We start from the raw sequence: 14,092 nt of genomic DNA, 5'->3' as shown, positions 1-14,092 counted from the left end.
ATTCGCCCCCACATTGACAACGTTGTCACCTCGGGTGACACGCGCAACGAAGGGCGTACCTCAGTGCTATCTCCCCGTTCCTCCCAGCCCCGGCCGCGTCGCGCCGGCGGCGTCGTCGCCGTCGCGGCGGCCCTCTGCCTGGTCGGCGGCGGCCTCTCCGTCCCCGCCGCCTCGGCCGCGGCGCCCGATCCCGCCTCCGAGGCCTACCGGCCTGCGATCCACTACTCACCCGCCCAGAACTGGATGAACGACCCCAACGGTCTCGTCTACTACGAGGGCGTCTACCACCTCTACTACCAGTACAACCCGCAGGGCACGCGCTGGGGCAACATGAGCTGGGGCCACGCCACCAGCACCGACCTGACGCACTGGACCGAGCAGCCGCTCGCCATCCCGGGCGACGCGGAGTCGGACATCTTCTCCGGCTCGATCGTGGTCGACAAGGACAACACCTCCGGGTTCGGCACGGCCGAGAACCCGCCCCTGGTCGCGATGTACACCGCGGCGTACAAGACGGGGGAGCAGGCGCAGGCCCTCGCCTACAGCACCGACGCCGGGCAGACCTGGACGAAGTACGACGGCAACCCCGTCATCGACCGCGACCAGAACGACTTCCGCGACCCGCACATGTTCTGGTACGACGGCGGCACCCCGGAGTCGTCCTACTGGGTCGTCGTCACCGTGGAGGCGGATGACCACAAGGTCCTGCTGCACAAGTCGACGGACCTGCGGAACTGGACCGAGCTCAGCGAGTTCGGCCCGGCCAACGCGACCGGCGGCGTCTGGGAGTGCCCCGACCTCTTCCCGCTGGCGGTCGACGGCGACCCCTCGAACATCAAGTGGGTGATGGTCGTCAACCTCAACCCGGGCGCGGTGGGCGGCGGCTCGGGCGGGCAGTACTTCGTCGGCGACTTCGACGGCACCACCTTCACCTCCGAGTCGACCGTCGGCTCCGACACCCTGCCCGAGGGCACGACCCTCGCCGGGTTCGACGACGGGACCTACAACGGCTGGACCGTGAGCAACGAGCCCGGCAACTGGAAGAACGGGCCCTTCGGCGCCGCCCCAGCCACCGGTCCGATCGACGGCCAGCAGACGGTCACGGGCTTCGCCGGAACGGGGCTCATCAACGGCTTCAACGACGGCGACTGGCCGGTCGGCTCGATGGAGTCGCCCGACTTCACCGTGGACCAGGACCACATGAACTTCCTCGTCGGCGGCGGCAACCACCCGCACGTCGACGGCACGCAGCTCGCCAACGACCCGCCCGCCGGGAGCGAGCTGCTCTTCGACGGCTTCGAGTACCCGGACCAGCAGGGCCTGGCAGACAACGGCTGGACCGTGACCGGCGACCTCGCCGACGGCACCAACCCCTCGACCAGCGGCGGCGAGTTCTTCCTCGGCCAGAAGCGGATCAACACCTTCGACGGCGGGCCGAAGGGCGACGACAACCTCGGCACCCTGACCTCGCCGGAGTTCACGATCGACAAGAGCCACCTGAGCATGCTCGTCGGCGGCGGCTTCCGCCCCGAGGGCGACCCGCAGACCCTCGAGGTCCAGCTCGTCGTCGACGGCGAGGTCGTGCGGACCACCGCCGGCACGAACGACGGCGCCCTGAACTGGAAGAGCTGGGACGTCTCCGCGTACCAGGGGAAGGCGGCGCGGATCGTCGTCGTCGACGACGCGACCGGCGGCTGGGGTCACCTCACCGTCGACCACATCGTGCTCGCCGACACCGCGGCGCAGGTCCGCTCGAACGAGACGAGCGTGAACCTCGTCGTCGACGGCGAGATCGTCCGCACCGCGACCGGCAGCGACAGCGAGACGCTGGACTGGACGAGCTGGGACGTCGCCGACCTGGCCGGTCGCACCGCGCACCTCCAGGTCGTCGACAACAACCGCGCCGGCTGGGGCCACATCCTCGCCGACCAGTTCATGCTCGCCGACGAGCCGGCGCAGAGCCGCCTGGTCGACTACGACTGGCTCGACTGGGGTCGCGACTACTACGCCGGAGTGACCTTCGACAACGCGCCCGACGACAAGCGCATCATGATCGCGTGGATGAACAACTGGCAGTACGGCGAGGCGATCCCCACCGGCCAGTGGCGCGGGGCCATGGCCCTGCCGCGTGAGCTCGCCCTGCAGACGGTCGACGGCGCGCCGAAGCTCGTGCAGAAGGTCGTCGACCAGACGGCCGGACTCGAGCAGACGGAGAACGCGTTCACGCTCGGAGCGACGGACATCGCCGAGGGCGAGACCGCGCTGCCCGCGGCGGCTGAGGGCAGCGTCTACAAGCTCGACGCCGTGCTCAGCGCCGGGGACGCCGACTCGTTCGGCCTCTCCGTCCGCAACTCGGCCGACGGGAGCCAGCGCACGCCGATCACCTACGACGTCGCGTCCGGTCAGCTGAGCGTCGACCGGACCCGCTCGGGCGACGTCGGCTTCGACGCCGACTTCCCCTCGGTCGAGACAGCCCCGGTGGCCCTCGAGGACGGGAAGCTGCACCTCGAGCTGTACGTCGACACCGCCTCGGTGGAGACGTTCGCCCAGGGCGGGATCGCGACGATCACCGACCAGATCTTCCCCGACGCCGGCAGCGAGGGCGTCTCGCTCCTCGCCACCGGGGGCACGGCGCGAGTGGAGAGCCTGACGGTCACGCCGCTCAGCCGCTCGATGTTCACCGACCCGGCTGCGGTCACCGCACTCACCGCGACCGGAGCGGCGCAGACCGTCGAGACCGGTGACGCGATCACCGGGCTCGGCGTCACGGCGACCAACGCGGCCGGCGCTCCCGTCGCGGGGGCGGACGTCGCGTTCACCCTCGACGGACCGGCCCGCTTCGCCGACGGCGGCACGACGGCGACCGTCGCGACCGGCGCCGACGGCTCCGCGGCGCTCCCCGCGGCCACGGCCGGCCCCGGGACCGGGACGGTCACGATCACCGCGACGAGCGGCGAGACCAGCACGGTGCTCCCCGCAGTCACCGTGGTCGCCCCGGCGACCGAGGTGGACGTCGACGTGACGATCACCAGCACGAAGCGCAACGGATCAGTCGTCCTCACTGCCACGGCGACCAACAACGGGAACACGCCCGTCACGCTGAGCATCCCGACTCCGTTCGGCGCTCTCAAGGTCACTTCGCTGGCCGAGGGCAAGACAAGGAGCGTGTTGGTCGACACGCACCTGTCGCGAGTGCCCGCCGGATCTGTCCGCGTGACCGCGACGGCTCCCGACGGAACCCACGAGACCACGAAGGTCTCGTACGGCGGGTCCGGCAAGTAACCCGACTGCTCCGGCTCGCCGGAGCAGCATAGAGGGCGATGGTTTCGAGCATGCTCGAGCCATCGCCCTCTTGTTCACGCCGGCTCGCTTCGCGCATCACGTACGCGACCACGGCATGGGCGCCATCTATCTTGAAACTGACATACGGTCAATTGTTGGTAAGAGGGGCGCTAGTCCTGGTAGTTAGGGTTAGCGAGCGGCGCCGTCTCGCGCCGCTACCACTTCGGTGTAGAGCGGAGGCCGGTTGTCGTCCTCGAACATACCGACCGGTGGCGGCGTGTAGGGCAGCGGATCACCGACGTCGTTCTCGTTGCGAGGAAGACCTCCGCCAACGCGCGAAGACACGGCGGCGTCCCTGACTGCGCGACCGCGGTCTGACGGGTCAGTGTCAGTAAACTGACATAATGTGCATTATCGGATATCGTCGAGACGCTGGTCTCGCCCCACCCGGACAGTCCCCGAATGCGATCCTCGCCCAATGGATCGTCCGCAGAGCCGACTTCGAGTCACCCGCGAGACGCGTCTTCTCCGCACCTCCGTTCCGAGCTCCGCGGGAGGCGTAGGGTCCGGCCATGACCGCACTCATCAGAACGGCGCCGACGACCAGTTCCGCGATGACATTCCCTCGGACCCCACCTCGCCGAGCATCCCGGCCGCGGGCCGCCGTCCCGGCCGTCCCCGCCGCGGAGCTGCAGGAGGAGGCCGACCGCCACACCCGCTTCTGGGCGTCGTACGACGCCGCACCGGGCTCGGCCACCGCGTGGGCCGACGCCGCGCTCTCCACCTGGCGGCGCCCCTCGCCCGCCCCCCGCGCCGCCCCGCGCGAGGGACTCGACCAGTGGGACGAGGAGGGCGGGTACGACCCCGAGTGAGCTCGGCCCGAGCGTCGCTTCGCAGGAAGCGCGCGACAGTCCTCGACGCTAGATTGCAGGCATGCGAATGGCGTACGTGAGCCCCGGGGAACTCGACGGTCGAGCGATCGAGGGAATCATCGAGCACGCCAGGATCTGGCCGGGTCGCATTGTCGTCGTCTCGCCGCGGAAGCAGCGCTCGAGCGGCGAGTACGACACGATCCGGACCGATGATGTGAGCGCGACGCTGCGCAGCGAACGATTCGACGTGGTCGGCGCGCTGATGCGCCCCGAGTACGCCTACGTGGCGGACATCGCGCCGACCGTCTACACCGCGGAGGTCGACCGACGCATACGCACCGACCTGATGGTGAGCCGCGCCACCTCGCGGTTCGACCGTGCACGCATCGCGCTGGGCCAGGTCAGGATCGATCGGACCTATCGTTCGATGGCACGCCGCGCAGCTGGGCTGCACTGCAATGGTCAGCAGGCTTGGGATTCGTACGGGCGGCTCAACTCCCGCTCCCTCCAGGTCGTCGACCACCGCATCTTCGCCTCCGACCTGGCCGCCGCGCGCCGGCGCGAGGTGTGGTCCGGCGATCGCCCTCTGCGTGTCGCCTTCTCCGGCCGGCTGGTCCGGGAGAAAGGCGCCGACACTGTCGCAGAAGTCGCTCGACGACTCCCGCAGATCGAATTCGTCATGCTCGGCAGCGGCGAGCTGCGTGACCAGCTGATGGCCTCGGCCCCCGCCAACCTCTCGCTCCTCGGATTCAAGCCGTTCAGCGAGTGGAAGCAGTACGTCCGCGACACCGTGGATGTCGCCCTCTTGCCGCACCCCCAGGGCGACCCGTCCTGCACCTACTTCGAGATGCTGGGATCCGGTGTTCCCGTAGTGGGTCTGAGGAACACGATGTGGGGACCGCTCGCCGATGAAGGACTCGGGTGGGCGGAGCACGGCGTGGACGCCCTGGTGAAGCGACTCGCGCAGCTGCGACCGGCCGATGTCCGGCTCGCCCGCGAGCGCGGGTTGACTCACGTGGAACCGTTCGAGGACATGGTGGCGACGCGCGTCGCTCATCTCGTCGAGATCGCGCGCGACTCCTCGCTCCCGCGAGACAGGGCCTGAGGCGCCGAGAGCTGTCGCATTCGACGACCGTTAGCCTCGGAGGATGTTCCTGACTGCGCCCCACGGCTTCCGCGATCCGTCCGCTGTCGAGGCGCGTCGACTGATGCTGCAGGACGAGCCCTCGGTGCAGCCGCTCCGAGTGTTCCGCGACGAGCTCCTCGCCCGGCGGAGGCGCAGGAGCCCCGGCGCCGAGGTGCCCGATTTCGACCCCGCGGAAGCCGGCGTCGGGGCCCGCGCGCTCATCGTGCTCGAGGCGCCCGGCTCGATGGCGGCCGGCCGCGACGGCTCCGGCTTCGTCTCGGTCGACAACGACGACCCGACCGCCGCGACCACCTGGACGCTCCGCGACGAGGTCGGCCTCCACCACCACACGCTGCTGTGGAACATCGTCCCGTGGCACCTCGCCGGCGGCGCCCCCGACGCGCTCGAGGTGCAGCAGGGCGCGAAGGAGCTGCGCCTCCTCCTGCAGCTGCTCCCCGACCTGCGAGTCGTGGTGAACGCCGGCACCGTGCCGAAGGCGGGCTGGGCGAAGAACATCGCGCCCTACCTGGTCGACGGGCCGACTGTCATCGACTCGTGGAGCCCCGGGCAGCGAGCGATGAATCAGGGCAGCAAGCGCGACGAGCTGAAGCGCGCGTTCGAGCGGGCGGCACAGCTCGTCGGCTGACGAGGGCGGGACGATTCCCGCACACGCGCGGGACGAACGCCGAGAAGGGGCGGCCGGCAGTCGTGAGAAGCCGGGACGAGGCGTGAGTCGAACAGCGTCTTCCACACCTCGACCGTGAAGGTCTCCGCCTCCTGCTGCCGGAAGCCGTTCTCCGTCCGCACGCTCCGCTCCCCCGCGACGTCGGCCTCGGAACGCAGCTGCCGCTCGAGGTGGTCGAGCGCCTCGGCTCGGGTGCGCAGCATCGCCTTCTGGTCCACCACTCCAGTGTCCCGATAGCCGCCCCGTCACCGGGCATTTCATCGGGCGGGTCTAACGGGACACTGCGGCCCGCGCCCGCGCGCGACGCATCCTGCTCGCCGAAGTGACGCGGTGGACGACCGGCTATCGGGGCAGTCCGACCTGGCCGTCGAAGCGTTCCGTCAGAACGTCATCCCGCCGAAACCACTCGGAAACAGCTCCGCGGCTACGGTGCGGAGGACCGAGCGTCACCGTGCACCGCCGAGAGAGAGTCCTGACATGACCGAACGCCCCGCAGGCCTGAGCAACATCGTCGACGTCCTCGCCATCGATGCGAGCACCCTGCCGTGGGAGGAACTGCACGTCGAGCAGATCGACGCCCGGCTCCCCGTGAAGCCCCTGCTCTCCGACCCCGACACCGGCATGACCGTCCAGCTCATCCGCTACCCGGCGGGCTTCACGAACCGCTGGCACACCCACTCCGCCGCGCACGGCATGTACGTGCTCGACGGCGTGCTACGGACCCACCAGGGCGACTTCGGCCCCGGCAGCTGGGTCTGGTTCCCCGAGGGCGGCTGGATGGAGCACGGCGCTGCCGAGTCCGACACCACCTTCCTCTTCATCACCAACAAGGCCTTCGACATCCACTACACGGAGCAGGAGTCCGCGCCCTACCCGCAGTCCTGACCACGCTCCGACCACCCGGTCGACCATCCCCTTACGGAACACCGCATCGTGTGAGCACCCGCGCACCGAGGGGGACGTGGTCTGTACTCAACCGACGGTCGGCGTGATGCGCAGAGCCAGAACCCAGCTAGTGATGGCGCCGGCGAAAACCAAGACGGTCAGCAGCCACCCCCAGCGCGCGAGGGAGCGCGTGCTGAGGCGCCTTGCTACGACCAGGAGAACGAGGGTGCCAAGGGCGACAGAGAACAGGGCCGGCCACGCGACGTGGAACCCTGTGCACTGCGGCGGCAGTGACTCGTTGCACGCGAACGTGAACCCGTCGAGGAAGAAGCCGGCGACGAGGGCGAGAAGAGTGGTGGTGCCCGCGACCACCGCGGTAGTTGTGAGCGACGCTGTCTGCATTCCGTCACTCTCATACCCGCGCGTGAACGATAGGAGCGCACTGCCCCACCCGGGGTCGGATCCACACCGGTAAACGATCGGCTATCGGGACTGCGACACCATCTTCGTCACCGGCCATCCCTCCAGCGCGCGACGATCTGCGGTAGTTCCGCGCGGAGGAAAGCGAAGAAGTCCGCGGTCTCGAGGAGTCGAGCAGACGCGCGTGGATCCTTCGCCACCTGAGCGCCGTCGGTCAGGATGCTCTCGAGGTTGCGCAGCTGACTGTCCTGGTGCGCCACGGCCTCCATCCAGGCATCAGGTCGGACTTCGTAGACGATCTGACGATCGTTCTGGCGGGTCACATCGACAAGGTTGAGTGAGCGCAACATCTTCGCTCCGTTGGAGACGGCCGATGAGCCGACACCGAGAGCCGCGGACAGCTCTGCAGCAGTGCAGGCGCCACCCGATGTCGCCATCAGGGAGGCGAAGATCCGCGCCGACATACGGGGCCAGCCGGAGCCGGCCAGCACGTCCGCGAACCGCTCCACGAACCTGTCCTCGACCTCGTCCACGAAGAACCTCCCTGCATCTCGATCGATTATGCTACACGTTCTTCACAAAGTTCATGAACTGGGTGTAACGTCCCGCCCATGAGCAATCTTGTAGAGCTGGACGGGATCACGAAGTCCTTCGCCCGCGTTCGAGCGCTGGATGGAGTGACCCTCGCGGTACGAGAGGGAGAGGTCCACGGGCTCCTGGGTCCGAACGGTGCGGGCAAATCCACGACGATCCGAGTGCTGCTCGGGATGTTGCGCGCCGATGGTGGTCGAGCGCAGGTCTTCGGGCAGGACCCGTGGTCATCCGCTCCGGCGATCCGAGCCCGTCTTGCCTACGTGCCGGGGGACGTGAGCTTGTGGCCGAACCTCACGGGCGGGGAAGTCATCGACCTTCTCGCCCGCATGCACGGCGGCGCCGACCGAGCCACACGTGACGAGTTGATCGAGCGTTTCGATCTCGACCCACGGAAGCGGTCGCGGACCTACTCCAAGGGCAACCGCCAGAAGGTCGGCCTGATCTCGGCGCTGAGTGTCACGACCGATCTACTGATTCTCGACGAGCCCACCTCGGGACTCGATCCGCTGATGGAGGAGGTCTTCAAGGAATGCGTGCGTGAGGCTCGTGACGCCGGACGGACGGTTCTGCTTTCGAGTCACATCCTCTCCGAGGTGGAGCAGCTCTGCGACCGCGTCAGCGTTGTCCGCGACGGCAAGGTGGTCGACACCGGCACGCTCGGCGAGCTCCGCGGGCACTCCACGACGGTGGTGACAGCAACTCTGACCCGTCCGCCGGTCGGGCTCGAAACAATTCCTGGCGTCGAGAACGTCAGCATCGACGGGCTCCGTGTCGAGCTGACGACGACGCGGTTCGACGGCGTCATGACGCACCTGGCGGCGGCGGGTATCCAGACACTGAGCGTCGCGCCGCCCGCGCTGGAGGACCTCTTCCTGCACTACTACGACCGTGCCAGTGCTGCTTCGAGGCGAGAGGACGCGGCAGCGTGAGCACCGTGACGGGACTCCGCGCATCCCTCGACCTCGTCCTCCGCCGAGAACGAGTGCACGCTTCGGCCTGGTACGCCCTCACCGCGCTGCTCCTACTGCTCGTCGCCGCAGGAATCGCCTCGACCTACCCGACACCTGCAAGCCGGGAAGAACTTGCTTCCTCCGTCAATCGCAGCGCCGGCGAGTTGTTCATCATCGGCCCCCTCTTCAGCCCCGACGCTGGAGCCGTCGAACTGTGGCGAATCCTCGGCATCGCGACGATCTTCGTCAGCCTGGCATCGGTGTTCACCACCGTCCGGAACACCCGAGCGTCCGAGGAGAACGGGACCATCGAGATGTTGGGTTCGGCGGCGATCGGACGAACAGCGCCTCTCGTAGCCGTGCTCATCATCACGGCCGCTGGGTCCGTGCTTGCCGGGGTCATCGTCGCATCGGGCTTCATCGGCACCGGAGCAAGCGCGCTGGGCTCAACACTCGCCGGCGCACAGATCGCGATGATCGGACTCCTCGGAGCGGCCGTCGCCGCGCTGACCGGACAGATCATGCAGACATCTCGCGGGGCGACAGGCGTGGCGATCGCCGTCGTGGCGGCCTTCTTCCTGCTCCGAGGTGCCGGCGACGCCATCGGAGGAAACGCCTACTGGATCTCACCGTTCGGTTGGATCTCAGCCGCACGCCCCTTCGCCGGAGACAACGCGGCAATGATTCTCCCCGCGCTGGCACTCGCCGCTCTTCTCGCAGGGCTGGCCCTCCGGATCGCGGCGCGCCGAGACCTCGGCGCTGGGGTCTTCCCGGAGCGGAGCGGGCCTGCCGTGGCGGGAAGATCACTACGCGGTCCGGTGTCTCTCGCTCTGCGAACCAGCCGAGGGACGATCATCGGATGGAGCTCCAGCGCACTTGTCGTAGGGCTCCTCATCGGCGGCGTCGCGTCGACTGTCGACACCGAGGTGACGTTGGCGCTCGGAAGCAGTGCCGGCAGCGGCTCCGGGCTCGTCCAGGTGGCGCTCTACCTCTCACCGCTCTTCGCGGCGATCCTGGGCCTTCAGGTGATCTTGCGGGTCCGAGTCGAGATCACGTCGGGGCGTGCGGAAGCAGTGCTGTCCCGACCCGTAGCGCGCGACCACTGGCTGCTCGGCTACGCCTGCGCGGCAGGGCTCGGCGCGGCCACAGTCCTGATGGCGTTCGGACTGGGTATCGCTGTCGGGAACCTGGGCACGTCCCCCGAAACCTTCGGCCTGACGGCCGTCGCGGGTGTTGTGCGGGCTCCGGCACCGTGGGTGTTCATCGCATTGAGCGCGCTTCTCCTGGCAGTCGTGCCGCGCGCCGCGGCGGCGATCTCGTTCACAGTCGTCGGACTGTTCCAAGCGCTCGAGTTCGCTGTCGAGTTCCGCCTGCTGCCCGAGGACGCGCTCCTCACTTCACCATTCGCGTTGGTCCCGCAGGGGCCCGATGGTGCGGCGCACATCTGGCAGACGATCATTCTTGTCTTCATCGCCGCCGCTCTGGGCCTGTTCGCGGCGCGAGCTGTGCGTCACGTCGACATCCACTAGTGGGCGCGCAGGTGTCCGGCGAGACACCCCCTACGGGCGCTTCAGAGCCCCTTCGGGAAGCCGATCGGCCGAAGGTCGGAGTCGAGCATCTCCCACTGGCGCCTCCGCTCAGCCTCGACACCGACCTCCTCCGCCCCGTGTAGTGCGATCGCTCTCGCGGCGTAGGTCGCGGCGTGAGGAGAGTGATCGAACATGTGGGCGACGGCGGCAGCGTGGCCCGGCCGCCCTCGCAGCGGCGGTCGCTGCGAGGGCACCGGCCCCGATCAAGAATTGACTTTTTCGCTTCGATCGCTCCGTGTCGCTAGGCAAGCCCTGCCTCGCGCGCCTATGGCTGATCCGTTCTGTCGATCCGCATCGACAAGCACCACATTTGCGCGGAGGCGACGGTCTGCCCCACCGAAGGCGACCTCGCAAGGAGGGGCCGCGATCTTCCGGCCCGCCACGGAGACTGTCTCCGTCGCTTGACACTATTGCCGATCGCTCATCACCATGCTGGGACGACCGGCGGCAGCGGGCCACCGGGACCCGGAAGGAACGGTGTACAGATGCCCACCACGATTTTCGTCAACCTGGCCGTCAGCGATCTTGCCCGCTCCCGGGCCTTCTTCGAGTCGCTCGGGTACCCCATCAACGAGGGCTTCAGCGACGAGAACGCCGTCAGCGTGGTGATCAGTGACACGATCACCGCGATGCTGCTCACCCGGGAGTTCTTCGCCGAGTTCACCAGCAAGACGATCATCGACGCCACCGCCTCGACCGAGGTGCAGCTCGCCCTCAGCGCGGAGAGCAAGGACGAGGTCGACTCCGTTCACGCGAAGGCCCTCGCCGCGGGCGCGACGGACGCCGGCACCCAGGACCACGGCTTCATGTACTCGAAGAGCTTCGACGACCCGGACGGCCACCACTGGGACTACGTCTGGATGGACCCCGAGGCCGCCGCCGGCGGCGCACCGGAGATCAGCCTCGAGGAGATCCGAGAGAACACGACGCACAGTTGAGCTTCCTCTAGAACACCTTGTGGTCCGCGGATCCGGCGGCGACCGCGCTCGTGCGGTACGACACGGTGTCTTTCGCTGACCCTCGGGAGCTGCCATGCGAGGCGTTGGCCGGGACGCGACGTCGCGACGCGGTCGTCCCGGGTCGGCCACGACGACTCCTCATCGGCACCTGAGGCCACGAGGCGATCACAATGCGCCGCCACACAGCGAACAACTCCACAAAGCGCGGCGCATCCTGCTCGGCGAACTGACGCGGTGAGCGACCGGCTATCGGGGCAGTCCGACCTGGCCGTCGAAGCGTTCCGTCAGAACGTCATCCCGCCGAAACCACTCGGAAACAGCTCCGCGGCTACGGTGCGGAGGACCGAGCGTCACCGTGCACCGCCGAGAGAGAGTCCTGACATGACCGAACGCCCCGCAGGCCTGAGCAACATCGTCGACGTCCTCGCCATCGATGCGAGCACCCTGCCGTGGGAGGAACTGCACGTCGAGCAGATCGACGCCCGGCTCCCCGTGAAGCCCCTGCTCTCCGACCCCGACACCGGCATGACCGTCCAGCTCATCCGCTACCCGGCGGGCTTCACGAACCGCTGGCACACCCACTCCGCCGCGCACGGCATGTACGTGCTCGACGGCGTGCTACGGACCCACCAGGGCGACTTCGGCCCCGGCAGCTGGGTCTGGTTCCCCGAGGGCGGCTGGATGGAGCACGGCGCTGCCGAGTCCGACACCACCTTCCTCTTCATCACCAACAAGGCCTTCGACATCCACTACACGGAGCAGGAGTCCGCGCCCTACCCGCAGTCCTGACCACGCTCCGACCACCCGGTCGACCATCCCCTTACGGGACAATCGGCTCGGCCCCCGGGTAGCCGTCAGGCGCACGCTCTTAACGGGGGGTAGGCCGGTCCTCGGGTGATCGGTCGGGGATGCGTCACACTGAGCGCGTCGAGTGTCGCGTCCCCGCGCGCGCGTCGACCGGACCGTGCCGACGATGTGCGGCACGGACACCGGACCGCCCCATTTCTCGCGGCCGACACTCTTTCCGATCCCGATGCCGGACCGACCGCTGCGGCGCGCCCCCATGACTGAGCACGACGACACCATCACCGCCCAGACCGGCCCCTCGCGCCGCCGTGTCGCGCAGGCCGCCGGCTGGTCCGTGCCCCTCGTCATCGCCGCCGTCGGCGCGCCCGCCGCGCACGCGAGCACCACGCCTCCCGCGGGGTTCGAGGGCTTGACTGGTTCGTGGAGCGCGCCGATCATCCAGGACGGCTACACGAAGCTGATTTTCACAGTGACCAACACCGGCACGTCGAGGTACCGCCTCGATGCTTTCCGGGTAGAGCACTCGGTGCCTTCTAGCCTGAACCGGACTATCGTCCTGGTCGCCGCGACGGGCTATGCGTCCGCTAGCAACGTTTCGGACTCGCCAGATCCCGCCAAGCCGCCCTACTTTGCCTCTGTCTTTCCCGCGACAGTGGGATTCCTCGAGCTGGAACCGAGCCAGTCCTTTGGCTTCACCGTCTTGGTCAGCTTCACCACGTACAGGGTGACGCTCCAGCCGATGCCCGACCCCGACTTCAGCCAGCAGCTTCCGCCCTTCCAGTTCCCCTCCACGACTGCCAACTAGGTAGCCGAAATCGCGGCCGGGCAGTACGAGGACGGGGCGCAGCACCGCCCGCCGCCCTTCACCGATGCCGTGGGTCATTCGCTGACACTCAACGCCCTCGGTGAAGTCGTAGGGGTGAACATCGGCGCGCTCAGTTTCACCGAGCGCGCCGCGATGCGTGCACTCTGGGCCCGAGGAACGTCGCACGGCGAGAGCGTGACTGCATCCTCGTTCGCGGTGCCGTGGCTGAACGACCCGTTCGACCACCGCGCCGCTCTCGTGATCGCGGAGGTGACGCTGCGGGCGATCGAGGCCGCGCAGGGCTCTCTCCTGATGCTGCACGCCTGCGCCCTCGCTGACCGGACCGGCGCGGCGATCGTGCTCGTCGGCCCGTCCGGTCGCGCGAAGACGACAGCCGCCTCGACCCTCGGCCGCTCCAACAGGTACCTCACCGACGAGACCACCGGGATCACCCCGGACGGGCGGATTCTCCCCTACGAGAAGCCCCTCCTCCTCCGCACCGCGGAGGGCATGCCCAAGCGGCCCTTCTCCCCCGACGCGCTCGGCCTCCTCCCCGCGCCCGCGCACCCGCGGCTGGCCGCGCTCGTGATCCTCGACCGCGACCCCTACCTGATCGGGGCGGCGCAGCTGGAACTCCTCGACCTGGCCGACGCGATCCCGCTCCTGGTCCCCGAGACGAGCGCCCTGCCGGCGCTCGAGAACGGCATCCCGGCCCTCGCCCGCCTCGCCGCCGGCATCGGCGGCGTGCACCGCGTCCGCTACCGCGACGCCGAGCAGCTCGTGCCGATCACCGCCGGCCTCCTCGCAACTCCGCCCGCACAGGAGGACCGCTGGTCGGAGATCCCTGGGCGCAACGCGGTCACGGACGGGCAGCGGGTCATCGTCCTCGCCGCCGGCACCGTGCACGTGCTCGACGGGATCGCCGCGACCATCTGGCACCATCCCGACCTCGACGGGACCGCGCTGACCCACGCGGTCACCGCACAGCACGGACAGGCCGCGGACGCCGCCGAGCTGGCGAGCGACGCGACGGCCACACTCGTCACGATCGGCCTCCGCGAACCTGCGTAGCTCGAAACGTTCCGCTCACCGATCCCCATACGGACGCAGGCCGCGGA

Annotated in this window: 13 protein-coding genes; 11 read left to right on the top strand and 2 right to left on the bottom strand. The window is 68.7% G+C overall.

Going from position 1 to position 14,092, the window contains the following annotated elements:
• Positions 1-63 precede the first annotated feature (63 nt).
• The 5 genes from GSU72_RS09195 (at position 64) to GSU72_RS09175 (ending at position 6,850) form a co-directional block, all read left to right on the top strand.
• A complete protein-coding gene (locus GSU72_RS09195; protein WP_208545169.1) occupies positions 64-3,282 on the top strand; it encodes a GH32 C-terminal domain-containing protein in 3,219 nt (1,072 codons plus the stop codon).
• 572 nt (positions 3,283-3,854) lie between these two features.
• Positions 3,855-4,154 carry a hypothetical protein gene (locus tag GSU72_RS09190; RefSeq protein ID WP_159984745.1) on the top strand — a complete coding sequence of 100 codons (300 nt, stop codon included), beginning with the start codon at positions 3,855-3,857 and terminating at the stop codon, positions 4,152-4,154.
• A gap of 61 nt (positions 4,155-4,215) precedes the next feature.
• Complete coding sequence (locus GSU72_RS09185; RefSeq protein WP_159984744.1) at positions 4,216-5,259, top strand: glycosyltransferase; 1,044 nt, start codon at positions 4,216-4,218, stop codon at positions 5,257-5,259.
• Positions 5,260-5,302: 43 nt separating this feature from the next.
• On the top strand, positions 5,303-5,926 hold the full coding sequence (locus GSU72_RS09180; RefSeq protein ID WP_159984743.1) for a uracil-DNA glycosylase: 624 nt from the start codon (positions 5,303-5,305) through the stop codon (positions 5,924-5,926).
• A 516-nt stretch (positions 5,927-6,442) separates the two neighbouring features.
• Positions 6,443-6,850, top strand: coding sequence for a cupin domain-containing protein (locus GSU72_RS09175; protein ID WP_159984737.1), 408 nt, complete (start codon positions 6,443-6,445; stop codon positions 6,848-6,850).
• Between the two features lie 87 nt (positions 6,851-6,937).
• Here the strand turns inward: GSU72_RS09175 and GSU72_RS09170 are convergent, their stop codons facing one another.
• Together GSU72_RS09170 and GSU72_RS09165 are read right to left on the bottom strand one after the other, a co-directional pair.
• The gene (locus GSU72_RS09170; RefSeq protein ID WP_159984742.1) at positions 6,938-7,252 is read right to left on the bottom strand and encodes a hypothetical protein; all 315 of its coding nucleotides are present in this window, start codon (positions 7,250-7,252) and stop codon (positions 6,938-6,940) included.
• 107 nt (positions 7,253-7,359) lie between these two features.
• The gene (locus GSU72_RS09165) at positions 7,360-7,803 is read right to left on the bottom strand and encodes a hypothetical protein (protein ID WP_159984741.1); all 444 of its coding nucleotides are present in this window, start codon (positions 7,801-7,803) and stop codon (positions 7,360-7,362) included.
• Positions 7,804-7,881: 78 nt separating this feature from the next.
• Here GSU72_RS09165 and GSU72_RS09160 point away from each other — a divergent pair, with 78 nt between their 5' ends.
• From GSU72_RS09160 to GSU72_RS09135, 6 genes are all read left to right on the top strand, one after another.
• A complete protein-coding gene (locus GSU72_RS09160) occupies positions 7,882-8,793 on the top strand; it encodes an ABC transporter ATP-binding protein (RefSeq protein WP_159984740.1) in 912 nt (303 codons plus the stop codon).
• Positions 8,790-10,343, top strand: coding sequence for an ABC transporter permease (locus tag GSU72_RS09155; protein ID WP_159984739.1), 1,554 nt, complete (start codon positions 8,790-8,792; stop codon positions 10,341-10,343). Before GSU72_RS09160 ends, GSU72_RS09155 begins: the two co-directional genes overlap by 4 nt.
• A gap of 545 nt (positions 10,344-10,888) precedes the next feature.
• Entirely contained in the window at positions 10,889-11,341 is a 453-nt protein-coding gene (locus tag GSU72_RS09150; RefSeq protein ID WP_159984738.1) for a VOC family protein, read from the top strand.
• A 402-nt stretch (positions 11,342-11,743) separates the two neighbouring features.
• Complete coding sequence (locus GSU72_RS09145; protein WP_159984737.1) at positions 11,744-12,151, top strand: cupin domain-containing protein; 408 nt, start codon at positions 11,744-11,746, stop codon at positions 12,149-12,151.
• A 274-nt stretch (positions 12,152-12,425) separates the two neighbouring features.
• Positions 12,426-12,974 carry a hypothetical protein gene (locus tag GSU72_RS09140; RefSeq protein WP_159984736.1) on the top strand — a complete coding sequence of 183 codons (549 nt, stop codon included), beginning with the start codon at positions 12,426-12,428 and terminating at the stop codon, positions 12,972-12,974.
• 195 nt (positions 12,975-13,169) lie between these two features.
• Positions 13,170-14,045 carry a hypothetical protein gene (locus GSU72_RS09135; RefSeq protein WP_159984735.1) on the top strand — a complete coding sequence of 292 codons (876 nt, stop codon included), beginning with the start codon at positions 13,170-13,172 and terminating at the stop codon, positions 14,043-14,045.
• Positions 14,046-14,092: the final 47 nt, after the last annotated feature.

The organism is Rathayibacter sp. VKM Ac-2760 (genome assembly GCF_009834185.1).
GTDB lineage: Bacteria > Actinomycetota > Actinomycetes > Actinomycetales > Microbacteriaceae > Rathayibacter.
This window is presented reverse-complemented; position numbering and strand designations above follow the sequence as displayed.